At 41.6% G+C, this 24,678-nt stretch carries 25 protein-coding genes and 1 tRNA gene; all 26 read right to left on the bottom strand.

From position 1 onward, the window contains the following. Window positions 1-36: 36 nt before the first annotated feature. The 26 genes from ACNJYY_RS00445 to spoVT all read right to left on the bottom strand — a co-directional run bounded on the left by ACNJYY_RS00445 (window position 37) and on the right by spoVT (window position 24,643). The gene (locus ACNJYY_RS00445) at window positions 37-234 is read right to left on the bottom strand and encodes a helix-turn-helix domain-containing protein (RefSeq protein ID WP_144704868.1); all 198 of its coding nucleotides are present in this window, start codon (window positions 232-234) and stop codon (window positions 37-39) included. Then, window positions 186-719, bottom strand: a complete 534-nt coding sequence (gene folK, locus ACNJYY_RS00440; protein WP_416730166.1) for a 2-amino-4-hydroxy-6-hydroxymethyldihydropteridine diphosphokinase — start codon at window positions 717-719, stop codon at window positions 186-188. Before folK ends, ACNJYY_RS00445 begins: the two co-directional genes overlap by 49 nt. Next, window positions 720-1,082 carry a dihydroneopterin aldolase gene (gene folB, locus ACNJYY_RS00435; protein WP_416730165.1) on the bottom strand — a complete coding sequence of 121 codons (363 nt, stop codon included), beginning with the start codon at window positions 1,080-1,082 and terminating at the stop codon, window positions 720-722. It abuts the gene before it with no gap. Further along, on the bottom strand, window positions 1,075-1,920 hold the full coding sequence (folP, locus tag ACNJYY_RS00430) for a dihydropteroate synthase (protein WP_391503414.1): 846 nt from the start codon (window positions 1,918-1,920) through the stop codon (window positions 1,075-1,077). The genes folB and folP overlap by 8 nt, the downstream gene beginning before the upstream one ends. Window positions 1,921-1,954: 34 nt before the next feature. Further along, window positions 1,955-2,803: an aminodeoxychorismate lyase gene (pabC, locus tag ACNJYY_RS00425; RefSeq protein WP_416730164.1), complete on the bottom strand. Its 849-nt coding sequence runs from the start codon at window positions 2,801-2,803 to the stop codon at window positions 1,955-1,957. Further along, window positions 2,788-3,384 (bottom strand): aminodeoxychorismate/anthranilate synthase component II, encoded by a 597-nt coding sequence (gene pabA / locus ACNJYY_RS00420; protein WP_144704853.1) that lies wholly within the window; start codon window positions 3,382-3,384, stop codon window positions 2,788-2,790. Before pabA ends, pabC begins: the two co-directional genes overlap by 16 nt. 28 nt (window positions 3,385-3,412) lie before the next feature. Further along, window positions 3,413-4,837 carry an anthranilate synthase component I family protein gene (locus ACNJYY_RS00415; protein WP_416731776.1) on the bottom strand — a complete coding sequence of 475 codons (1,425 nt, stop codon included), beginning with the start codon at window positions 4,835-4,837 and terminating at the stop codon, window positions 3,413-3,415. Window positions 4,838-5,059: 222 nt separating this feature from the next. Further along, on the bottom strand, window positions 5,060-5,986 hold the full coding sequence (gene cysK / locus ACNJYY_RS00410; protein ID WP_416730163.1) for a cysteine synthase A: 927 nt from the start codon (window positions 5,984-5,986) through the stop codon (window positions 5,060-5,062). Window positions 5,987-6,143: 157 nt separating this feature from the next. Then, window positions 6,144-7,028, bottom strand: coding sequence for an Hsp33 family molecular chaperone HslO (gene hslO / locus ACNJYY_RS00405; protein ID WP_416730162.1), 885 nt, complete (start codon window positions 7,026-7,028; stop codon window positions 6,144-6,146). 13 nt (window positions 7,029-7,041) lie between these two features. Beyond that, on the bottom strand, window positions 7,042-7,812 hold the full coding sequence (locus ACNJYY_RS00400) for a type III pantothenate kinase (protein ID WP_416730161.1): 771 nt from the start codon (window positions 7,810-7,812) through the stop codon (window positions 7,042-7,044). Between the two features lie 772 nt (window positions 7,813-8,584). Continuing rightward, window positions 8,585-10,489 (bottom strand): ATP-dependent zinc metalloprotease FtsH, encoded by a 1,905-nt coding sequence (ftsH, locus tag ACNJYY_RS00395; protein WP_416730160.1) that lies wholly within the window; start codon window positions 10,487-10,489, stop codon window positions 8,585-8,587. 42 nt (window positions 10,490-10,531) lie between these two features. Next, window positions 10,532-11,077: a hypoxanthine phosphoribosyltransferase gene (gene hpt / locus ACNJYY_RS00390; protein ID WP_066390553.1), complete on the bottom strand. Its 546-nt coding sequence runs from the start codon at window positions 11,075-11,077 to the stop codon at window positions 10,532-10,534. 21 nt (window positions 11,078-11,098) lie between these two features. Beyond that, window positions 11,099-12,481 (bottom strand): tRNA lysidine(34) synthetase TilS, encoded by a 1,383-nt coding sequence (gene tilS / locus ACNJYY_RS00385; protein WP_416731775.1) that lies wholly within the window; start codon window positions 12,479-12,481, stop codon window positions 11,099-11,101. A 417-nt stretch (window positions 12,482-12,898) separates the two neighbouring features. Then, window positions 12,899-13,870, bottom strand: a complete 972-nt coding sequence (locus ACNJYY_RS00380) for a serine/threonine protein kinase (protein WP_416730159.1) — start codon at window positions 13,868-13,870, stop codon at window positions 12,899-12,901. Then, window positions 13,833-14,585, bottom strand: coding sequence for a hypothetical protein (locus ACNJYY_RS00375; RefSeq protein ID WP_416730158.1), 753 nt, complete (start codon window positions 14,583-14,585; stop codon window positions 13,833-13,835). Before ACNJYY_RS00375 ends, ACNJYY_RS00380 begins: the two co-directional genes overlap by 38 nt. 285 nt (window positions 14,586-14,870) lie before the next feature. Continuing rightward, a complete protein-coding gene (gene spoIIE / locus ACNJYY_RS00370) occupies window positions 14,871-17,366 on the bottom strand; it encodes a stage II sporulation protein E (protein WP_416730157.1) in 2,496 nt (831 codons plus the stop codon). Window positions 17,367-17,681: 315 nt separating this feature from the next. Continuing rightward, window positions 17,682-17,758, bottom strand: a tRNA-Met gene (locus tag ACNJYY_RS00365). A gap of 442 nt (window positions 17,759-18,200) precedes the next feature. After that, complete coding sequence (locus tag ACNJYY_RS00360; RefSeq protein ID WP_066390538.1) at window positions 18,201-18,644, bottom strand: S1 domain-containing RNA-binding protein; 444 nt, start codon at window positions 18,642-18,644, stop codon at window positions 18,201-18,203. Window positions 18,645-18,735: 91 nt separating this feature from the next. Then, window positions 18,736-19,095, bottom strand: coding sequence for an FtsB family cell division protein (locus tag ACNJYY_RS00355; RefSeq protein WP_416730156.1), 360 nt, complete (start codon window positions 19,093-19,095; stop codon window positions 18,736-18,738). A gap of 20 nt (window positions 19,096-19,115) precedes the next feature. Next, a complete protein-coding gene (gene yabQ, locus ACNJYY_RS00350; RefSeq protein WP_416730155.1) occupies window positions 19,116-19,715 on the bottom strand; it encodes a spore cortex biosynthesis protein YabQ in 600 nt (199 codons plus the stop codon). Then, a complete protein-coding gene (gene yabP / locus ACNJYY_RS00345) occupies window positions 19,712-20,020 on the bottom strand; it encodes a sporulation protein YabP (RefSeq protein ID WP_416730154.1) in 309 nt (102 codons plus the stop codon). The genes yabQ and yabP overlap by 4 nt, the downstream gene beginning before the upstream one ends. A 176-nt stretch (window positions 20,021-20,196) precedes the next feature. Beyond that, window positions 20,197-20,463 (bottom strand): RNA-binding S4 domain-containing protein, encoded by a 267-nt coding sequence (locus ACNJYY_RS00340; protein WP_066390530.1) that lies wholly within the window; start codon window positions 20,461-20,463, stop codon window positions 20,197-20,199. A gap of 2 nt (window positions 20,464-20,465) precedes the next feature. Further along, a complete protein-coding gene (locus tag ACNJYY_RS00335; protein WP_066238167.1) occupies window positions 20,466-20,738 on the bottom strand; it encodes an HU family DNA-binding protein in 273 nt (90 codons plus the stop codon). 127 nt (window positions 20,739-20,865) lie between these two features. Further along, window positions 20,866-22,308, bottom strand: coding sequence for a nucleoside triphosphate pyrophosphohydrolase (mazG, locus tag ACNJYY_RS00330; RefSeq protein ID WP_416730153.1), 1,443 nt, complete (start codon window positions 22,306-22,308; stop codon window positions 20,866-20,868). Then, entirely contained in the window at window positions 22,308-23,894 is a 1,587-nt protein-coding gene (locus ACNJYY_RS00325; RefSeq protein ID WP_416730152.1) for a putative polysaccharide biosynthesis protein, read from the bottom strand. Before ACNJYY_RS00325 ends, mazG begins: the two co-directional genes overlap by 1 nt. Before the next feature lie 212 nt (window positions 23,895-24,106). Then, complete coding sequence (gene spoVT / locus ACNJYY_RS00320; RefSeq protein ID WP_066390522.1) at window positions 24,107-24,643, bottom strand: stage V sporulation protein T; 537 nt, start codon at window positions 24,641-24,643, stop codon at window positions 24,107-24,109. Between the last annotated feature and the right edge of the window lie 35 nt (window positions 24,644-24,678).

Genomic DNA, 24,678 nt, shown 5'->3' with positions numbered 1-24,678 from the left:
ACCTCGTTCCTTTTACAGGCTTTATATATCGATTACTTATTGTAATTCTTCAACGTTAATGCTGAATTGATCTGCTATTCTTTTAATCAGATCTCCTTTAGGCTTTCGGCTGCCCCTCTCCACCTCACCAAGAACCGAAACTGATATTCCGATGTCTTTAGCAAGCTGTTCTTGGGTATAGCCTTTTAACTTTCTGAACGCACGGATGCGTCTTCCCAGTCGGTCTTCTTCCATATGCGTACACCTTCTTTATCTCTTTGTTCGCAAAGGACTTGATGTAACGAAATTGAATTCTCCGGGTAAATATCATCTGGAGCAATTTCACATAGAGGTATGAGAACAAACGCCCTTTCAAGCATACGTGGGTGCGGAATGGTTAACTCTTCCGTCTGTATACTTACACTATTATACAATAAAATGTCAAGGTCTATTGTCCGCGGTCCCCATTTTTGAACCCTCTTTCGGTCTAGTTTCATCTCTACGTCTTGCAGTTTACTCAAAAGTCCTTGTGGAGAAAGGGTTGTTTTGAGTTTTAATGCTAAATTTAAGAATAATGGCTGATTCGTCACACCTACAGGATCTGTCTCATAGATCGACGAAACGGATTCAATGCTGATATCATCAAACTCGCTTAACAAAGATATCGCTCGTTCAAGCAAACCTTCACGGTCTCCCATGTTCGAACCTACAGAAAGATAAGCAATATTGTTAACGTCCATCTATACGCGACCTCTTGTGATCTCAACAGCAACCGATTCATAATGTCCAGGAATAGGAGGATCTGGTTTGATCACTTTGACCTTCACTTCATCAACCAAAGTAAACCTTCCAAGGATGGAAGCAGAAATCGCTTCAGCCAATGTTTCTAAAAGCTTGACCGGCTCACCTTCAACGATTTCTTTAACCGCTCCGTACACTTCTCCATAATTAACTGTATTGTCTAGTTCATCAGAAAGTCCCGCTTGAGAAAGGTCCATTGATAATACTACGTCCACATTAAAACGCTGTCCAAGCTTTTGCTCTTCATTAAACACACCATGATAGCCATAGAACCTCATACCGTTCACATACATTTTATCCATGAGACACGGCTCCTTTTTTGAGCATGATGTCCATCATCTTCGTCATTCTGCTCATTTCTTTTACATCATGAACGCGAACGATCGAACAACCGCGTTCAATCCCAAGGCAAACTGTAGCACCTGTTCCTTCTACCCGCTCTTCAACGGGAAGATCGAGTGCTTTGCCGATCATCGATTTACGTGAAGTTCCTAATAAGACAGGATAGCCCATCTGCACAATTTCATTCAGTCGACGAATCGTTTCAAGATTTTGTTCGAACGTTTTAACAAAACCAACACCTGGATCTAAAATGATGTTATCAGGATTAACGCCTGCCTTAACAGTTATCGCGATACTATGTTCTAGATCTGCGATTACATCTGGCATGAATTCTTGGTAGTTCGTATCAAATCGGTTATGCATAAGAATGACCGGCACATTCGTTTCCGCCATCACTCTTGGCATATCTGGATCAAATTTAGCTCCCCATACATCATTAATAATATGAGCACCTGCTTTTATAGCTTGATAGGCAGTTTCTGCTTTATACGTATCAATCGATAAAGGAACGTTTACTTCCTTTCTTAAAGCTTCTATCACAGGAATCACACGTTCGAGCTCTTGTTCGAGCGGCACTTTCTCTGCACCAGGTCTAGTGGATTCTCCGCCTATGTCAATCATATCAGCGCCGTCCTTCACCATCTGCTTCGCATGAGAGATCGCCTGTTCGATCCGGTTGTGATGTCCGCCATCGGAAAACGAATCTGGTGTCACATTAAGAATGCCCATCACATATGTTTTTTTTGAAAAATCAAGTACGTACTCACCGCAGTTCATTTTTTGCTGCCTTAGCATCATCTCGTGCATGGAGAATCTATCCTTTCAAAAAACATCAAATACTTCGATATTGTTTCTTCGTATGTTTCATGTAGAGCTCTCTAAACTTCTGATACACTTCACCTTCAGCTCCAAGAAACGTTGTATCTTGAAAATGACTGACTGGAACGAGCTCCTGAATTGAGTTCGTAAGGAAAATTTCTTCCGCTTCCATTAAAGTCTTAATAGTATAGTTCCCCGTTTCAAGAGGAATGTTCAACCGTTTTGATGCATGCATAACCCATTTTCTTGTAATCCCCTCTAAAATTCCAGTGGACGTGTGAGGAGTATAGAGCTTGTTATCTTTGTACCAAAAAAGGTTAGATACAGTTCCTTCACTGATAAAGCCTTCTTGCGTCAAAAAAATGCCTTCTTGATTTATGTTAGAAAGCTCTCTCTTGCCTAAGATGCTATTTAAATAGTGATGAGATTTAAGCCGCTTCTCACCTTCTGGCGTATTGCGTCTTGTTTTGAGTAGAACCAGCTCTTTTTCTGAAATCGAACTGGTTGCAATGAGCGGCTTTGTATACAAAATAACGGCAGGTTCCTCATATGGATCTGTCTGTAATCCGATATCACCTACGCCAGCAGATACATTAAGTCTAAAATAAGCGTCATTCATCTTATTTTTAGATAGAAGGGTATTCACCATCTCTATAACCGTATCTGCATCAAGAACAAGATTAATATTCAATTCGTCTAACGCTTCACTTAGACGGTTCAAGTGTTCCTGTATTAAAAAAGGGAAACCATCATACGTTCTAAATGTTTCAAACGCCCCTAAACCATACATGAAGCCATGATCATAAGCTGAGATCATAGCTTCATCTTTGGAAACTACTTTTCCGTTTAAATAGATGTACATGTAACTTCCTTGCCTTTATAAAAATCAATAAAATTTCTTAGCAATTTCTTTCCATCTTCCGTTAGTATGGACTCCGGATGATATTGAACCCCTTCGATCGGTAGCTCTTTGTGGCGTATCCCCATGATCTCTCCTTCATCCGTCCAAGAAGAAATCTCAAAGCATTCAGGCAGTGTTTCTCTTTTTACGATCAATGAATGATAGCGTGTTGCAGGAAACTCTTGCGGAAGTCCGTTATAAACCGTCTTCCCGTCATGAAGAACAGGGGACACTTTACCATGCATCAATCGCTCTGCACGTACCACGTCTCCGCCGAACACTTGCGCGATCGACTGATGACCTAAGCAAACTCCGAAAATCGGTATCTTTCCCGCAAAATGCGAGATCGCTTCTAGGGAGATACCTGCTTCATTCGGAGAACACGGTCCCGGAGAAATCATTAAGAAATCGGGATTTAGTTGTTCAATCTCTTGAATCGTTATCTCATCATTTCGTTTTACGACTAACTCCTCACCCATCTCACCTAAATACTGAACGAGGTTGTACGTAAAAGAATCGTAGTTATCAATCATTAAAATCATCTCGTCTCATCTCCTCTCATGTGCTGTCTTATACCAAAATTGACCCGAGCTCACTCTGCTCTTTGGCACGCCACAGCGCCTCTGCTTTTTTTAGACTTTCCTTATACTCACTTTCGGGTATAGAGTCAATAACGATACCCGCACCCGCTTGAACGTGTGCAGTTTCATTTTGACATACCATCGTCCGAATTGCGATATTCATTTCTGTATCGCCGTTAAAACCAATCCACCCGATACTTCCAGTGTACACACCTCTTCGAACAGGCTCTAACTCTTCGATGATCTCCATCGTTCTAACTTTTGGAGCGCCCGTGATCGTACCGCCTGGGAATGTCGCTTTGATGCAATCGAACGCATCAAATTCCGGCCTTAATGTTCCAACCACGTTCGAGACAATATGCATCACGTGTGAATACCTTTCGATCACCATGAACTCATCGACATTCACACTGCCATAAACCGAAACTTTACCAAGATCGTTTCGTTCAAGATCGACGAGCATCACATGTTCTGCTCGTTCTTTCTCATTTTCGATCAGCGTGTTTGCAAGCTCGATATCTTCTTCTTCCGTTCTGCCTCGCGGTCGTGTTCCCGCGATCGGACGCGTGCTGATCAGGTCACCTTTCTTCTTCACTAAAAGTTCAGGTGAAGCGCTAACTAGCTGAAAGTCTGGTGTTTCTAAGTAACTCATATATGGAGATGGGTTGATTCTTCTTAATTCTTCATAAACGTTTAAAGGAGTTGTTCGTAGAGCCTTTGACTGACGAACAGAAAGATTCACTTGAAACACATCACCATCAGAAATATATCTTTGAATCTTTTTAACCGCGTCTACAAAAACATCCTCTGTCATGGAAACATGTTTAAAGTCTTCAATAGGATAGTTCTGAATCTCTTGATCCACTTCTGTAGTAGCAGATAGAGGCGCTTCCCACATTTCTTTGTAAGCTCGCAGCTTGTCTATGCTATAAGAGTCTTCCTTATCTTCAGTCAACGTTATGATCCACAACATACTTGTTTCATGTTCATAAACAAACACATCTCTAAACAGCAAAAAGTACAAATCCGGAAGACCTAGATCATCTTCTGAAGTTACAGGCAGTTTTTCAAACTCGCGCGTCAGATCATAGCTCAAATAACCGATCGCTCCACCCGTAAAGTCTGGAAGTCCTTCTACCCGCTCCACATCAAAGTCTTTAAACCAGTTCTGAAACTGCTCATATATAGAGCCTTTCCGTGTAGTTGAACCCTCATCTGTTTTGATTGTTAGAACGTCATGTTTGCCAGTGACTTCAGCAAACGGTGACAGACCGATAATGCTATACTTTCCAGTTCTTCCGCTCTCCAGCAAAACGTGGCGAGGTTCAGTTACTGCTAATGATTTGTATTTGTAGAACCACTCTTCTTTAGATAGAGGTATACATGAATGCATGACATGCCATTTTTTGTTCATCCCCATACGGTCACTCTCCCAAAAATCTTCTGCTTACATTGTACATGAGGTGTTTCACTTTGGCACATCTTTCTCCTAATTTCCTGCATTTACATGGGTAATATCCCCACATTAAAAGTCTTTGAGGGATGATGACGGAGTTAAATATTCGACTACCTTCAACCAATCCTATATCCCGCACCTAATAAAAAAAGCCCCCAAAGAGGGAGCTCGCTAAAAGAATTAGTCTTCAAATTGATACAGCGGCGTACTTAAGTAACGTTCGCCATTACTTGGGATGATCGCTAATACCTTTTTACCCTTACCAAGCTTTTTAGCAACTTTTAACGCTGCCGATATAGCCGCGCCAGAAGAAATGCCGCCTAAAAGCCCTTCTTCACGCGCCGCTTTTCTCGCCCATTCGAAAGCTTCATCGTTTGAGATGGTTAAAACTTCATCGTAGATGTCAGTTTTTAAAATATCCGGCACAAAACCAGCGCCGATTCCTTGAATCTTGTGCGGTCCTGGTTTTCCACCAGATAATACAGGAGAATCAGTCGGTTCAACCGCATAAATCTTAATATCTGGATATTTTTCTTTTAAGACCTGACCTGCACCTGTTATTGTTCCGCCTGTACCGATTCCAGATACGAATGCATCTAGACCGTCTGGGAATTGTGAAACGATCTCTTGACCTGTCGTATCTCGATGGATGGCAGGGTTCGCTTCATTCTTAAACTGCTGTGGCATGAAGTAACCTTTATCTTTTGCTAGTTCTTCAGCTTTTCTAATCGCTCCGCCCATTCCCTCGGGTCCAGGGGTTAGAACAAGGTCCGCACCATAAGCCCTCAAAAGATTTCTTCTTTCTAAACTCATCGTTTCAGGCATAACAAGAACCGTTTTGTATCCTTTTGCTGCAGCAACCATCGCTAAACCAATTCCCGTGTTACCACTTGTCGGTTCAACAATCGTATCTTCTGCTTTTAATTTTCCGCTTTTCTCTGCATCTTCAATCATCGCTAATGCGATACGGTCTTTTACACTGCTTCCCGGATTCATGAACTCTAACTTCAGGTAAACATCTGCCATATCGTCTGATGTGATACGATTCAATTTTACTACAGGGGTTTGACCGATCAGATCTGTGATTGATTGTGCCACTCTTGCCATTTGCCATCACTCCTAAAACCGAGTATTTTTATTGGATTAATTGTAGCAACCTTGGAAATACTCTGTCAATTTTATTGCATACGAAAATCAGTTATTACAATGGTACGCAGATATTTTTATTTCATGTATAAAACAAAACCCGGAGAAAAGTCCGGGTTTACGCTTTTGCTTGATCAAGCAAGGTTTGTAATTCTTCTTTTGTAAAGATATAAGTGGCGTTACAGAATTGACAGTTCGTTTCTGCTTGGCCATCTTCTTCTATAATATCTGAGATCTCTTGTTCACCCAGACTTACGATCGCCTGTCCAAAACGCTCATGTGAGCATGTACACTGAAAACGTACAGGAGATTTCTCAAGAATCTGGACTTGGTCTTCTCCTAACAGCTCAAATAAAATTTCTTCTGGTGTCATCCCTTTTTCGATCAATCGAGAGATCGGAGGGATCGCGTTGATTCTTTCTTCGAGTAAATCAACGATTGTATCCGAAGCATTCGGCATCACTTGTACGATAAAACCACCTGATGCTTTGATCGAGTTGTCCGGATTCACAAGAACACCAACACCTACTGCAGAAGGGACTTGTTCAGAAGAAGCAAAGTAATACGTAAAGTCCTCTCCTAGTTCACCAGAAACCATCGGCACTTGCCCTGTGAACTTTTCGCGCATTCCGATATCTTTTAAAACTGATAAGTAACCGTCTTTTCCTACCGCTCTTGCTACATCCAGCTTCCCTTTGCTGTTCAGCTCAAAGTGAGTATGAGGATTCGTTACATAACCACGTGTCTCACCTTTTGTATTGCTATCTACGATGATCACTCCGATTGGGCCGCCGCCTTCAATCTTCACCGTTATGCTGTTGTTTTCACCTTTTAGCATCATACCCATCATGGTCGATGCAGTCATTGCTCTTCCTAAAGCAGCCGAAGCTGTCGGCCATGTATCGTGTCTTCTTTGTCCTTCACTTACCATCTCAGTAGAAGAGATCGCATAAGCGCGGATCTGCCCATCATAAGCAAGGGCTTTAATTAAATAATCATTCATTGAAACTCACCCTTTAACCATTCTTATTTTTATCGTATATCAGCAAAAGACCTTTTAATGTTAAAAATGGATCAACATGATCGATCACGTTGCTTTCCGCTGCAATTAAATTTGCAAGTCCACCGGTCGCAATTACTTTTGGTTCAACCTCAGACTGTTCTTTCATTCTTTTTACAATACCCTCTACTTGTCCTACATATCCATAGAGAATACCCGCTTGCATCGCGTTCACCGTATTCTTTCCAATCACACCCTCAGGCTTAGCAATTTCAATACGCGGCAGCTTGGCAGCTTTCGTATAAAGAGCCTCTGTAGAGATGTTGATACCCGGCGCGATCGCCCCACCCATATACTGTTTGTTTTCATTGATATAACAATACGTAGTAGCTGTACCAAAATCTACGATGATCAGCGGTGCATCATATTCGTCAATAGCAGCAACCGCGTTAACAATCCGGTCTGCTCCTACTTCTCTTGGGTTTTCATATTTAATATTCAACCCTGTCTTAATGCCAGGTCCCACTACTAATGGACGCTGGTTAAAATATTTCACACACATACGCTCTAAGGCGAACATGATTGGTGGAACAACCGAAGATATAATAATACCTTCTATCTGCTCTTTATGAATATTAACGTGGCGGAACAGATCAAGTATAAGCATGCCATACTCATCTTCTGTTTTTTCACGTGATGTATGAATTCTCCAATGATGCTTCAGTTCATCATTCTCGTAGAGTCCTAAAACAATATTCGTATTTCCGACATCAAACACAAAAATCATGGAATTTGTCCCCGCTTCTTATCTTAAGTTTCTATAATAGTTATAACATAAAACGTATAGGAGTAAAGCAAGGCGGCTTATTGAGGATTTTTCGCTTATTCATGTTGTCTGTGAAAGTGGTTGATTTCCGTTACAGGTACTCGCTTTCCGCGGGGCAGGCGGTGAGCCACCTTTCACTCCAATCAACTTGTCTGTGAAGGGAAAGAACAAGACAATCCAAAATACCCGCTGCCTCTCTAGTAGTATCAGAATCTTTCACTCCTAATAGCTGAAGAACAAAAAAAACGAAATCATAAGAGTTACATTTTTTTAAAAAGATGTTTTCTAAAGGGTTGTTACTTTTGGATGTTTTATTGGTATCTTCATTGACAAGTTGATTGTAGTGGAAGGTTGCCTGCCTGCCACATGAAAAGCTTACCTGCAAGGCATGCGACGAGGAAGCTCACTACGAAAGCATTAACATGTAGACGCAGGAGCAAGGATGCAACCTTGAAGCGGTCAGGTGAGACCCTTAAGGGCGCAAAGCGGCAGTCCGAAAAGTGGAAGTGACTCGTTCAGCCCCGACAAGCAAAAGATAAAAGGACTTGGAAGGCGCACTTTGCCTTCTTGACCGTTTACCTTTTGACCTCGAGGGGCTAGTCACTGCAACTAGACAGGAGGCTCACCGGTCGCCCCATGGAAAGCGTGCAACTTGGAGCGGAAATCAACTACTTGCAAAGGCAACAAGTAATACAAAAAAGGACACCTCATCTCTGAGGCGTCCTTTTAAAAATTAATCTTGTTTTGGCTCTTCATCTTTTTTGTTAAGTGTTACCTTAACATCATCAGATGGGCTTGAAATCGTTTTTCTGTCAGGTAGTTTGCCTGTTTTAACGAGTTCTTTGATTTGTTCTTCATCAAGAGTTTCTACAGTTAACAATGTTTGAGCGATGATTTCAAGTTTAGAATTATGCTCAGTAAGGATCTGACGGCAACGCTCGTAAGATTCTTTGATGATACGCTGAACTTCTAAATCAATTTCATGCGCGATTGCATCACTATAGTTTTGCTCGTTATTGAAGTCTCTTCCTAAGAAGACTTGACCGCCTTGTGATGAACCGAATTGCATCGGTCCTAGGCGTTCACTCATACCAAACTCTGTTACCATGCGGCGAGCAATTCCAGTCGCACGCTGGAAGTCATTATGAGCTCCCGTACTTACTTCCTTGAACGTGATCTCTTCAGCCACACGGCCTCCAAGAAGTCCAACGATCTTATCTTCTAATTCAGGTTTTGTCATAAAGTAACGATCTTCTTTTGGAAGCATTACTGTGTAACCACCTGCTTGACCACGAGGGACAACGGTAACTTTATGAACAGTGTCAGCTCCTTCAAGAACTAAACCGATAACAGTGTGACCCGCTTCATGATAAGCAACAATGTTCTTTTCTTTTTCGGAAATCACACGGCTCTTTTTCGCAGGTCCTGCAATAACACGGTCGATCGCTTCATCAACGTCATCCATATCGATCTTTTTCTTATTCGTACGGGCAGCAACTAAAGCTGCTTCATTCAATAAGTTTTCTAGATCCGCACCAGAGAAACCTGGAGTACGCATCGCGATCGTTTTCAAATTAACGTCTTCTGCAAGCGGCTTATTGCGCGCATGCACTTGAAGTACTTCTTCACGTCCTTTTACATCTGGGCGGTTAACCGGAATCTGACGGTCAAAACGTCCCGGACGAAGAAGGGCTGGATCTAGAATATCAGCACGGTTGGTAGCTGCGATTATGATAATTCCTTCATTAGCACCGAATCCATCCATTTCAACTAGCAATTGGTTAAGTGTCTGCTCACGCTCGTCATGACCTCCGCCAAGACCAGCTCCACGCTGACGACCTACCGCATCAATCTCATCGATGAAGATAATACATGGTGCGTTTTTCTTAGCATTTTCAAACAAGTCACGAACACGTGATGCACCGACACCGACGAACATCTCTACGAAATCAGAACCTGAGATCGAGAAGAAAGGAACGCCTGCTTCTCCTGCTACTGCACGTGCAAGAAGGGTTTTACCAGTACCCGGAGGTCCTACTAAAAGAACACCTTTTGGAATTCGCGCACCTAGCGCAGAGAATTTACGCGGATCTTTTAAGAATTCAACAACTTCAACTAGCTCTTGTTTTTCTTCATCAGCACCAGCTACGTCTTTAAACGTAACCTTTTTCTTTTCTTCGTTGTAAAGTTTAGCTTTACTCTTACCAAAGTTCATTACTCGGCTTCCGCCGCCTTGCGCTTGGTTAAGCAAGAAGAAGAATAAGATAAAGATAATGACAAACGGAATTATTGAGGTGAAGAACGTCACCCAGCCACTCGTCTGTTCTTGCTGTTTAAATTCAACATTTGATGAATCTGCAAGCTTTTCAATCTCAGCCAATGTGTTGCCAGTTAGGGGAGCATTCGTTTGGAATACTTCTCCTTCTTTAGCGCCTTCAAGCTGACCGCGGACAACATATACGCCACCTTCAGGCTGGTAAACGATGCTTTCCACTTTGCCTGATTCGATGTACTTAGTCAGCTGATCATAACGAATTTCTTTGACTTCGTTGTTGTTGCCGTTAAAAAAGCTGACAACTCCAACCACAACTAAAAAGATTAATAAATAAAATATAGTATTACGGAAGATGCGATTCATTCCTTACCTCCTTAGGCGAACAATCAAATCTTATGCGGTGTTCTATTCTTTCTTTTCGTAAATCTCTGGCTTTAAAACGCCAATGTAAGGCAAGTTACGGTATCTCTCGATGTAGTCCAATCCATAACCAACAACAAAAGCATCGGGAACGATGAAGCCAGCAAGATCTGGAGCGATATCAACCTTACGTCCTGTAGGCTTATCCAGCAAAGTAACGATCTTAACCGATTTTGCTTTACGTGCCTTAAACAGTTGAACGAGATAGCTGAGCGTTAAACCACTGTCAATAATATCTTCTACAATGATAACGTCTCGACCTTCTAAGGAAGTATCTAAATCTTTAACAATTTTAACTTGACCAGAAGAAACGGTAGATGCACCATAGCTGGACACTGCCATTAAATCGATCTCAAGATGGATATCCATACGTTTGATCAAGTCTGCCATAAAAGGTAGAGCACCTTTTAAAACCCCGACCACCAATGGAAAGCGTTCCTTATATTCCACAGAAAGCTCTTTACCAAGTTCTTTAATCTTGTTTTGAATAGCTTCTTCGGAAATAAGTGTTTCTAAAATTTCATCATGCATGTTCAACAAGCCTCCTAGACGTCATGGCGATTTTTTATGAAAGCGTAGGATAACCCAAAGTTCTGATGGATTTATTTGATGACGTCTAATGTGTTTAAGCCCTGGAAGCCAAATAATCTTACCGGTTGCATCAACAACAATCGGCCAAACGTTTCTTTCTTCCTGCGGCACTTTAGCATCAATAAATATATCTTTTAATTTCCGAGAACCGACGCCGGCAATCGCCATCCGGTCACCTGGTTTTCGGGTGCGAACTCGTAACGGGAGATCAACCTCTTTCAATGAAAACACAAAAACATCTTTTCCTCTTTGTAAAGCGGGTTCACAATCTGTTATTTCAGCAGTTATACGTCCATTCGGCAATTCTACAGAACCGGGCAGCTCTAGTGAAAAGTCATAAGACCCTTCGTTATTTTTGACGATATGCTCAAAACTTAACAAACATCTGTCATAAGTTCGGCTAACTACTAAACCTGACGGAAAATGCAACATTCCGGACGGATGCTCACTTCCGAGCAAACTAAGAAAGTTTTCCTTATGTACAGAGGAAAGAGATGAAGGATTAATTTTATACAGATAGTTCAATATTAGTGTAATCCCTCTTTTTTGTAAAGGAATAGGCATCTTGTTAAAAGCAGATACAGATAACTCTATTTTCCCCTCTGTTCGCCTGATTAAAACCTTTTCTAACTCTATTTCAGCCAGTTTCAGTATATACGTTTCATCTTCGGAAATAGTTTCACTTAAATACTGAAATCTTTCATGCACGTTAGGGTTTTCCTGTTTTAAAAAAGGCAGAATTTTTTTTCTGAAGCGATTCCGAACATACTTATCACTTTCATTGCTTGAATCATAAACGGGAAACAGATTTTCTACTTTACAATAATGCTCGATTTGGTCTTTTGTTATTCCTAAAAAAGGACGAATTATTTTCCCTGTAGCAAAAGGACGTTTCACTGGGATGCCAGCGAAACTAAATCCTTCGCTTCCCCTCGTCATCCTCATGAGCATCGTTTCCACTTGATCGTCGCCATGATGCGCGAGCGCGAGCGACTCTGCACCGTGTTTTTTCATCACGTTCTCAAAAAAATTGTACCTGCAGATCCTAGCAGCGGTTTGTAAAGACAAGCTATGTTCAGCTTGATACCTCGCAACATCTGCGCTATCACCTTCAAAGGTAATATTCCGCTCGTCACAAAAGCTCTTAACATACGCGAGTTCTGATGCTGACTCGTCACCCCGTAAGCGATGATCGAATGAGGCAGCGACGATCTTAATTTTGTAATAGGAAGACCTTCTCCATAAAAAATGCAGCAATGCCAAAGAATCTGGTCCTCCGGAAACACCGATCACTACAGTTTGAGGAGCTGAAAGAAGCTGGTGTCTTTTAATGAAATTCTCCACTTCCTGCAACGTGAACCGCTCCTTCATTTTTCGTTAAATAGTAGGCTTGTTTTCGTTGGACTTGTTAACCCAAAAGAATAGGCTGAATGTAAATAAGTTAGTCTTTTGATTTCTTCAATGACAAGTTGATTGAAGTGCAAGGTGCGTGCCTGCCACATGAGAAACTTCTCGCAAGGCATGCGACGAGGAATCTCACTTCGATAGCATAACTTGTAGACGCAGGAGCAAGAATACTTTCTTGAAGCGGGACAGGTGAGACTCTTAACAGCGCATAGCGCTAAGAGGCTCAACGCACGCCCCCCCCCCCCCCCGGAAAGCGAGCAACCTGTAACGGAAAGTAACTACTTCCAAGTGCAATGCAGTTCTACGAAATTGCCTGTTAAAATCATAACAAAGAATTGCAGGAACGAACACTATTTACATCGTTTGACCGAGCATATAAAAAAAGTACACAACGAAAACAAACGTGAAGACTAAAAATGTTTCTACGATAAAGCTGCTTTTCTTTTTCTTTTGCGCTTGTCTTGATGCTGGTTTTTGTGTTGAATTCCTCTGTGTTTGAGGAGATCTTGCTTTATCATTAGCGTTCAATAAAAGAACGAGCTCGTTTCTCATTTCTTCTGCATTGCGGTATTTGCCGTTCCACGCTTTTTGTAAGATAGGAGCGTACGGCTTAAGCACCGGACTGCCTGCTATTTTTGATTGAAACTGTTTATCGGGATCTCCATTTTTCGTGAAACGAGATGGATAAGCAAGATTCACCATCACCATACCCGCTGAGAACAGATCATACGAAGGCTCAGCTTTTCTAGTTCCCTTACCCCAATATCCTCGATCATAGAATTCTGTGTATTCTTTGATCGACCTGTCCATCACAGTCGTTCCTCCAACATCGATCCAGCGGATTCGGTAAGGCGGGCCAGTCACAAGCAGGTTGTCAGGTTTCAAGTCACCGAACGCCCATCCCGCCTGATGTAGGGTATGAAGATCTGTCAGCAACTGTACGAGCAAGATTCCTGCCCATTCAGGAGACTTTGTCTTCATAAAATCAAAGAGTGTCTCTCCTTTTAAATATTCCATCGCGTAAAAGGGGTATGTGGCCGTTTTCGTCACCCAGTCATCGACATCGATTAAAGAAGGTCCAAGGACTTTCCCCTGGACCTTAGAAAAACGCTTCAGAACATTAACTTCAGATGTAATTGACATCTGATCATGCCCGATCTTAAGTGCGACCACTCCTCGATCCGAATCAGCTAAGTAGACGGCACCGGTTGCTCCATACCCTAAACGGCGCCGAATCCGATATCTGGAATGATTCCACTTACCGCGTATTTCATCACCAACTGCTAAGTTACATACCGGACTCGTTCGTATATCCTGGGGCATCATCGGACAAGAATCTCCTTTTTGACGATCGTTTACGGCCAAAAGCCGCTATAGCCTCTTTTATTGCAGGACCTGTCGGTGTGATCCCTCCAAGTGAAATCTTTGAAAATGTTTTACCGATCGATTCTAGTTTTGACGACCAGCTTAAAAGCTCTTCTGCCTCTGTTCTTTTGCCCGGAAAAACATAGAGTGCAAACTCGTTATCTCCAATTCTCGAATTCAACGATATAGAGAGATCAAGCAGAGACTCTTGAACCGTTAGCATCTTGTCTTCCATGGATCCAGAGGCATCAATCAAAACTAAGATCTCAAGGTTCATGGTCTCTCCCATCTCATCGACAACTTCAATAACTTCTCCTCGTTTGTCTGGCGGAAGATCTTCCATGGTAGACTGACTTCCAAGTATCTGTTGCAGTTCAGCATTTACAACGCCTTTTATCGTTTGGGCCATTGCTTTTTGAGTGACCATCTTCACCGTTTGTGCGAGTTGTTTCGTATAAACAACCTGACTTATGCCACCGCCGGCCATCGCGATCTCTTCTACTTCTTTTAAACCTTGTCTATGATACTCTGGTGCATTCTCATTCAGTACGCCAATAACGTTTACAGCTATTCCTTGTTCGTTAGCAAGTGCCGCCATTGCGATCGGATCTTCACCCTGGTTCGAGCACCCATCTGTAATCAGTAAAATTTGACGCAGCGTTCCTTTGTTTCGCATAACGCTAACCCCTCTCAAGTACGAATTTTAACTATTACCATCTTCGTCAAGAAAGCGGTGGTTTATACGCAGAAAAGACCGCAATACATAATCGCTAAATGAAGTCGGAGCGGGAATACTGTCCACTTTTACATATTTACTGTCCAGTCTTCATTATTTACTGTCCACTTTTTAAATTTTACTGTCCACTTCTGCCAAAATACTGTCCACTTACAAATGCGAGCGGCTTCAAATAAAAAAGACCACTCTTTTCCAAAGAAAAGAACGGCCTCTTATTCTCATAAACTATTGAGCTTTCTTTCGATTGATCGCTACTTTCGGATATTGTGGAACAGTTGCCCACTTAGGAATGTTCTTTTCGATCTTTGTTACAGCGACCGTCATATCATCCTCGATTCCGTTATTTCCTGAACGAATCACTTCTTCCATGATCAGATCTGCTATCTCTTGCGGATCTTCGGTATCGATCTCTCTGATCTTTCGCTTCAGCCACGCATCTATATTTTCGATATGACGTGGAGCCTCGTAGATTCCATCACTCATCATGATGAGGATATCTCCTGCTTTCAGCTGTTCATCAACAACGTCGACATCAAAATCTCGGATGATGCCCATCGGCAGGTTGCTCGCTTCCACTGTTTTGATCTGGTCTCCGCGTTTAATAAAACTAGGAGTTGAACCGATCTTTAAAAATTTTGCAGAAGCATCTTGCAGATCGATCATCGCAAGGTCCAGCGTAGAAAAAATCTCATCTGTTGTACGTAACGAGAGCACAGAGTTGACTGACTTAATGGCAACTTCTTCTTCAATTCCGGACTGAAGAATTTTTTGCAGAAGCTGCAGTGTTTCATTGCTTTCAATGAACGCTCGTTCTCCGTTACCCATCCCATCTGCAATCGCAACAGCGAACTTCCCAGCGCCGATCTCTATCGTCGAATGGCTATCCCCCGAAAGCCACGCTCCCCCTTTGGCTGCTGAAGCAATTCCTGTTTCAACTACATATTCTCGCGCTGAATGAAAAGATAGATGACAGAAGCCAGTCGGATAGTTTGCGCAATCTTCGTGCGTCACGAGAATCGTCTCTTCCAATATGTCGGATAAGATCGGCGCGATAAGCTTCTCAGCGATCCCGGAGCCGTTGCAAGAGGGAATCGTCATTTCAATATCGACATTAGACGTTTCTAGACTGTAAATATCCACATGGCCAACATCAATTCCCGCTTGAGCCAGAGAGTCTTTGATCTGCTCTTCTTGAATTTGGTGGTTCTCCTGCTCTCGCTGTATCTCTTTTGCGAAGTCGCCCATCACTTGTGAAACGCCCATCAGCTGATCAGCAACTAAACGACGGCTTTCCTGTACTTGAATCTTCAATTTTTGAGAAGCTCGATATTGCGTTAGTTCTTTTTTCATGAGATCTGTTATCTTTTCAGGCTTGATGCAATGTTTTTCCCAATCTCGCTTTAATTTCCGATCCTTAATATTACTATAATCTTCTTGCTCGACCATCAGCCTATTCATCAAGTCGTAAGTCGTTGTGAAATTCTGCGCCCAGCACTGTTCCTTCTTAAAACAAGTCTGACATGTTTTTTCTGTAATGTTGCTTAAGAAAAGATCCACTTCACGTGTGCTCTCTTCCTCATTTAAAGATGAACCTACGGATTGAAACGAATGCGATAGAGCTTGGAAGAGGCTTGAGAATCGCTCAACGCGACTCGCGGTCACGTCGCGAATCTTCTTCAAATATTGCTGTTGATGCATGGAATGTTCTCTTGTACCTGGTACATATTTTGAAATGTTGCTGATCGCAGTCTTCGGTGTTAATAAGAAGAGCAGAACAGCAAACCCTGATTCCATCAGTGTGGATGTGATTTCAGATCGTCCCTCACCATATAAACCGATCATGACGGTTCCGATGATAAGCCCAAGACTTACGCCAAATCGTTTACCCTCTTTCAAAAGACCGCCGAGCAGTCCAGAGAAAGCTAATAAGCTCATTTGAGAAAGGCTTGCCACTTGCGCGAGACTTAGGATCAGACCTGTAACAACACCAACAGTAGAACCGATCGCAGCGCCCCCCACAAAAGCAAACAACAATACTAAGTAACGTGAAACAACATGTTCTACGGCCACATCATTAATCTGCCAGCCGATCGTTCCGGTCATGACAGAAGCAAGAAGTATCATCAAGCAAACAATCTCTTCGTTTTTCAACGATTGAGGAATCTTTTTATTCGTTAAAAGCGGTATGCTTTGTAAAAAGATTAGCGTAAGGACTAAGCTCAGTCCTCCTTCAACTAGCGCGAGCATCGTATCGACCCGCTCTAATCCTCCTTCACCGAACATAGAGAACACAGTTCGCGTGATTAAGGAAGAACCGAAGACCAATAGTGGAAGACTTTGCATCCGATTCTTTATGAACAGGTCTGCTCCTTTTTGTAGGCTTGCATAGACAAGTAGAGCACTTATAAAGAACAAAGCGTTCATCGGTTGATGCGACATCGCTCCTGCCAAGATCGCAAAGACAGCAATGCCTGTCCGTTCTTTTCTCAAAACGAAAACACTAGCTGCAAATGGTAAAGCAAAGGGAGACATCTCAGCTAGAATCATAGCTCGTCCTAACAAAAAACCAATTCCAAACAACAGCATTCTCCAGTTAAAAATGCTCTGGTTCAAAATCTGAAGCCATCTCTTACTCGTCTTCGTTACCGCCTGCTGACCTTTTTCAACCCACACCATTCCTCTAATCGGTTCGAGTACTTCTTGTTCCACCTTCTGCCACATCCCATACACCACCCGTTTCCAATTTGTGTAACCATTATAAACAGGTTTAGAACAAAGATTTTGTCAAAAGAGCAGTTAAGGTTTTAAAAACTTATCGACGGACTTCTCCACTATTTCACGAAAGAAGAGCAAAAGCGGACAACATTCTTACAAAAAGAGAAAAGGAATTTTCATTTTTGAAGTTATTAAGGAGAATTATGAAGAAAAATATAAAATGATAGATGTTTAAAATAATTTTGATGGGAATAGACACAAAAAAAGAGTACCCGCTGACGGATACTCTTGTACGTTTGTATGTAGATGTCAAAATTAAAATGGTAGCGGCGGAGGGAGTCGAACCCACGACCTCACGGGTATGAACCGTACGCTCTAGCCAGCTGAGCTACACCGCCATTTGTAAAAGACACAAGTAGTATATTACATCTATCCAGGTACTCTGTCAACGGTTCTTTGAAAATTTGTCGAAAAAGTTTTTTCTGGTGTTTTTAATAGACTGTTTTCGGTATGCATTGTTGCTCTTGAAAGTAGTCGATTTCCGCTCCAGCTGCTCGCTTTCCACGGGGCGTGCGGTGAGCCTCCTGCCGCTTTGCGCCATTAGGAGTCTCCACCTGACCGCTCGTCCCGTAGGAGTCTCGCACCTTGCACTCCAATCAACTTGTCAAAGGAGAAAAGGATTTGAAAGCAACACTATTAAAAATGGACTTTTGTTATCTTAAACGATAGCATCCTGACACAAAAGAATAACAGCTAACAAAAACAAACAAAAAAGCACCCTATTCATGAAGAATAGAGTGCTAGCCATATATAGATGAATGAGCATTAAAAATGCAACAATTATCCTCTTCGGCCGCCGCGGCCACCTCTTTTTGATTCAGTACTACGCTTTAAAGTAGTGAGTCGATCTTCACTATCTTTAAGGAATTTGTTCATCTTATCCTCAAAAGATAATGCCGTTGAATGGTTGTTACCGCCTCGGTTAGGACCTTTGCGAGATTTGTTAAACCCGCCTCTTGCAGGAGCTGGTCTACTAGCAGATGCAACATTTTCTTTTGCTTTCTTGATAGATAAACCAATCTTCCCGTCCTTTTCGACGCTCATAACCTTAACTTCGACTTGATCACCAACTTTAAGAAATTCGTTGATGTCCTTTACGTAATTATCCGCAACTTCGCTAATATGCACGAGTCCTGTTGTACCCCCTGGCAGCTCTACAAACGCTCCAAAATGAGTAATCCCAGTAACTTTACCTTGCAACTTGCTGCCTACTTCAATTGACATGCAAAAAATGCTCCTCCTTAAAAAATCTCCTAAGATATCATTACTTATTATACAATCGAAAAAATCTGCGTGTCAATCTACGCTTAATGCTTTATTCTGGAAGTTTAAAGATTGTTTCACCAGGTTTTGACATAAAAAAGTCGCGTCTGGCGATTTCTCCAATGTATTCTTCGTCTTTTAGTTTATTCACTTCATCTTTAAGTTGTGCCTTTTCTTCTAAAAGAGCTTTGTATTCGTTGCTTAATTCTTTTTGTTCCATCTGTTTTTCATTTAAAAGGGAGAGCTGTTCTGCAATACCCGTAATAATTAAAAAAGCAAAAAAGGAAAATACGATAAAAGCCCCCGTTAAGCGCCTGTATAAACCACGCTTACGTTTAGCGATCACTTGCTCATGACGCTCTTTATTCTGGATGTATTGTGAGTGAATCTCTGTTATTTTTTTCTGGCGCATTTGTTCGCTGTTCCCCTCCTTTACTTCTTTTTTCCCTTCCAATTGCTGACTTTATTCTTCGCAGAAATGAAAAACCCTGCTAATTTTGAATATTTCTCTTTTAAATTATACCATTTTTGCTTTGGTATGAAACGCCATATGAGTCTTCCAACCCACTTAAAAGGAGAAAAAAGAATCATGAATAGTACCATAATAATTTTCCGCAAGATGTTAAGTACATATAAAAGAATAGCGGATATGAGCATAATTAACCATTTTATCGGCATAACGATTAAAGAGTTAAGTAAACGGTATAAAAAACGAAAAAGTGAGGCGACCGCCGATACCATCCACTCAAGTATCTTTTTATAGATTCGTTCAAAAAGTGCTCGGTACGCCGCATAACCGCAAATGAGAGCAATAAAAATGTAAAATCGAATCTCCGCGTGATTCACGTGTAGAAGGACATAAAAGACCAGCAAAGCCTGTACCAGCCAAAACATCAGATCATTAAAAAAATGGAGCCAATGCCACTTTCGCTTTTCATGGATGAATCGGCTGTACGTATCGACAGCCATTCCGATCCAGATTCCCATGAAAACCATAGAAAGCATCGTTTCAAACTGTACGGTTAAGGTCATTTGAACAGTTTGCTGAAGAAGCCTTTAGTCTTTTCACCGGTCTGCTGGTCCAGGTAAACAAGATCGAATACTTTTCCTTCAATATTTACAACACCTGATTCCACATCAAGATTCTTCATCTTCAAGTTTGTCCCGCGGATCGCTAAAAAGCCCATCGTTGTCTCAAGCAAGAACTCTTCATTATCAAAACTTTCTACTTGCTTAACACCTGTAATCTCTAGATTCTTTCTTCCTATCATTCTTACATCGTGGTTGGGTGTGCTCACTTTTTGATTATATCCATTCAGATCATATCGTTGGTCCATACATTCCCCTCCTCTATTCCATACAAATGTATGAAACATCAAAGAAGAATAGAACAAGCTGTACGAAAACCTTTCCTTTAAAACGACCCTTACAAACCTACTCGTATATACCAAGGATTCGTAAGTGTTAAACAATTATCGCTAAAAAAAGAAAAGAACCTGAAAAATCAGGTTCTTTACTCAGTCGTTTCGATGCGATTTTCTTCAAGGACGGTATACATGTTATCCGCGTCCTCTTTTTTTGTCGTATCTTTAAGCTCGTTGATCTTGACTTTAACAAGCTTTTGACCAAAACGTATCGCAAGCTCGTCCCCAACTTTAACATCAGAGGAAGCCTTCGCTTGCAATCCGTTAATGGAGATACGCCCTTGATCTGAAATCTCTTTCGCCACGGTTCTCCGCTTGATCAGGCGCGAGACTTTCAGAAATTTATCTAAGCGCATGCTTACTTAACAGCTTCTTTCAGCTTGTTTCCTGCTTTAAATGCCGGAACAGTTGCTGCTGGAATTTGAATTTCTTTACCTGTTTGAGGGTTGCGGCCAGTACGGCTAGAACGCTCGCGAGTTTCGAAAGTTCCGAATCCAACAAACTGTACTTTGTCTCCGTCTTTTAGAGCAGAAGTGATTTCATCGATTACGCCATTAACGACTGTTTCTACGTCTTTCTTAGTAAGTCCTGACTTTTCTGAGATATTTGTTACCAATTCATTTTTGTTCATTTTAATTACCTCCTAAAGTTTCTATCAAAGATTTCGCTAGAAACCCCCTATAATTAAGGGTTTCATGATATTTCTCGAGAAAATATTCTCTATTTTTCACTATAATCCTTCTTTGTTGAAAAAAAAATTATTTTGCCTCGTTCCAAAGACGGTCCATTTCTTCTAAAGTTACGTCCTCAAAAGAGAGACTTTGCTTCTTCAGTTCCTGCTCGATGTAGTTGAAACGCTTCTTGAATTTACGGTTTGTTTCATTTAGAGCTTCTTCCGGATCAATCTTGTAAAAACGGGCTAGATTCACGACAGAGAACAACAGATCACCTAATTCTTTTTGCTGTTCATCGCCCTCAGCTTCTTGAAACTCTTTTAATTCTTCTAAGATCTTATCGACTACCGGTTCAACTTCTTTCCAATCGAAGCCAACTTTCGCTGCCTTTTTTTGATAAAGAAACGCTTTTTGGATAGCTGGAATTCCCTTTGGTACGCCATCTAATAAAGAATCACGATCTTCTTTTCCTGCTTCTTGTGATTTAATCGCATCCCAATTCGCAACAACCTGATCTGCATCCTCTGCAGAAACATCGCTAAAAACGTGAGGATGGCGACGGATCATCTTTTCGGTTAACGCTTCAATCACATCTTCTAAAACAAAGAAACCTTCATCTTCACCAATTTGTGCGTGAAGCAGAACTTGAAGAAGCACATCGCCTAATTCTTCAGCCAGAGCATCATCGTCTTCTTCATCAATCGCCTCTAACACTTCATAAGCTTCCTCGATCAAATACTTCTTTAACGTCACATGCGTTTGCTTTTGATCCCACGGACAGCCTCCAGGACCACGCAGCCGAGCAATGACATTTTTTAAGAACGCAAAGTCTCTGTATAACAGTTCTTCTTCTTTTACCGGAGGAACATACACGGCAGTTAAATTATTCAATGTAACAGACTGATCTAGCTCATATAGAGGTACTACTTTAATAGACTCCTCAGCACTGCCTGCTGCTGTAACGATTGTTACTTCATAATCATCAGGATACTTATCCATCAAGGTTAGCTTTACTTCTGAAGCGATAAAGTTATCGTATACTTGTACGATTACAAGGTGGTGCCTGATCTGAACCTCGTCTTTTTTTAATGAAGTTCCATCAAGAATCTGACATCCTTCAATCGGATCAATCTTTAGGGCCGTATACATTTCATCAAGGAAACTCTTTCCGCCAGCTACCGAAACGTCGATTCCTTTACTCTTACTGTTGTGAAGTAGAATCTGTACCGCTTGCTCCGCAACTAACGGATGGCCTGGCACAGCATAAAGGACATGGCCTTCTACCTCAGCTTGCGCAAATAAGGTTTCAGCAATCTCTTCATAAACCGGTTCAAACTGTTCATGTTTTTCATAGATTTCATCAAATGCAACAAAGTGCTTTCCTTGATTCATTAATTCTTCGATCGCAGGGTGATGAATCGTTCGTACGTATACTTTTTCAGCTGATTCTAACATGCGGTAGATGCCAAGTGTCATCTGGTCTAAATCTCCTGCACCTAACCCGATAATCGTAATCTTCTTCGTCATCATGGTCTCCTTTTTTTTAGACGTTTAAACACTTTTTGAATAAAAGCAACAGAATGAAAGACCGAGTTCCATTCATTTTTAGAAAATACTTTAAATAATAAGATGCAGAGAATATAGATCACTGCACCAATAAATGAAGCACTGATACTGATCAGCATCGCTTCAAAGCGAGTATCTGCTATGAATACATAGTTTTCCGTCAGATGAATCCATGTCCATACACCTGCACCCATCAATAACAGGGAGATGAATAGTGTAAGGAGTGTTGTTTTTCTGCTTCCGGTTAGAAACTTCGTAACGAATTGAAGCTTCAATAGTTGTGCAACCGCTGCAGCCATTGTAGCCAGCACGGTAGATCCAGCTGCCCCTTCCATACCAAAAGAAGGGATGAGCAACAAGTTGCCAAGAATTTTTATCAATACCGCGATAAGAACGGTGTATGCCAGAAACCGACCATGACCGATTCCTTGCAAAAGTCCTGTGGTCGTATAGATGATGGAGACAAAAATAATCGAAATACAGAGGATAGCAAGAGCAAGCGATCCATCATCATTTTTAAACAGCATAACATTGAGATATTTCATAATAAAGATAAGTCCGATTGCCGCCGCCCCGCCAAAAACGATAGAAATTTTCACGGAGAGCTTGGCAAGCGTTCTAATCTCTTTTTGTTTCTTTTCTGCTGCAAGTGACGCCATCTCCGGTACTACGGCAAGTGCTACAGATGCGGCTAGCACTGTTCCTAACTGAAGAAGAGGTTGACCGCGGTCAAAAACGCCTTTCAGAAGTTTTGCATCATAAGCTTCCATACCGCTTTCTATCCAAACGTTAACGAAAAGAAAAGCATCAACAAGCTGCATCATCGCTAAGATGAGTGCGCTTAATGACAGATAGATACTCGTTTTTAATAACTCTGCTGCATATAGAAAACTAAATCTTGCCTTCGGGCTATAGGGGGCCGCTACACCTTTTTTCCAGAAGTACAAAAGAAACAATCCTGATGCGAGCGCACCAATAACTGACCCAAAGAGCGCTGCTGCTCCTGTTTCATAACTGGAGTATCCTTTTAAAACGAAATAATAAGATAAGAATAAGATGCCTGAAACTCTGATTGTCTGTTCGATCAACTGCGAAACAGCCGTCAGTTGCATATCGCCAAACCCTTGATAGGTCCCCCTAAAAAAGGCAGAGAGCGGAATAAACAGAAAAAGAACAGATATCACTTTGATCGGCAGTTCTAGATGCCGGTCTCCCATCCATTGTGCGATGAACGGTGCTGCTAAAAATAAAAATAGGAATGATACTAAACCTAAACTAACAGAAGTCCACGCTGCTGTTTTGATTAAATGATCATCTTTTTTCTTCTCTGACACGATCATTTTTGACAGAGCCATCGGAAAACCTGTAAACGCAATAGCCACTGCTATGGCATAAAACGGATAAGCTTGCTGAAACACATAAAAACCAAAATCACCCGTCATGTTCTGATAAGGAATCCGATAAACGACGCTGAGTAATTTTACGATAATGGCAGCTGCGGTCAGCAGCATAGCCCCTTCCCAGACAGAATAGTTCTTTGTTTTCATGAAGTACCTCTAAATTTATAGCATTTATATTTCCCGGGACGACAATTGTCGACACATTCTTTTTTGGATGAACATAATTCAAGGTATTATACCATAGTCCGTGTATATCGCCCTGCGATATGCGATTCTCATCCGATACCATAAAGAGAGCGATAAGGAGGAAAGCTCGTTCCAACAGCGCAAAAAAAAGAAAGAGCATAGATCGCTCTTTCTTATTGCTCCATCTGTCTTGCTAGAAATCCAGCTGCAGTTTCAGAAAGTTTTTGCTCAAGTTCTGTGAGCTTCTTTCCTTCTTTACCAATCATAACAACAGCTCCAATTGGGTCTCCACCTGCGATAATCGGCGCGATCACGTGAGATGTGTTTTCTTTGATCCCATCGATCAGCTCAGCTTCCGTTCCGTTCGGCTCTACTAATGTCTTTCTGTCACTCATAGAAGCTTCTACTACTTTACCAATGCTTTTATTGTGATAATCTTTCTTGGATCCGCCAGCTACCGCAATGTATGTATCACGGTCAGCAATTAACACAACATGACCTGTACTGTCTGCAAGGCTTTCCGCATATTCTTTTGCGAAGTCGCCAAGCTCATTGATTGGAGAATATTTCTTTAAAATGACCTCTCCATCTCTGTCTACAAAGATCTCAAGCGGGTCTCCCTCACGAATCCGAAGTGTTCTGCGGATTTCTTTTGGAATGACAACGCGCCCGAGGTCATCAATACGTCGAACGATACCAGTTGCTTTCATATAGATAATGCCCTCTCTTTCGGATGATGATGAAT

The sequence above is a fragment of the Fictibacillus tiangongensis genome, assembly GCF_048083785.1.
Taxonomy (GTDB): domain Bacteria; phylum Bacillota; class Bacilli; order Bacillales; family Fictibacillaceae; genus Fictibacillus.
The sequence above is the reverse complement of the archived record's forward strand: the minus strand, read 5'-3'. Positions and strand labels throughout refer to the sequence as shown.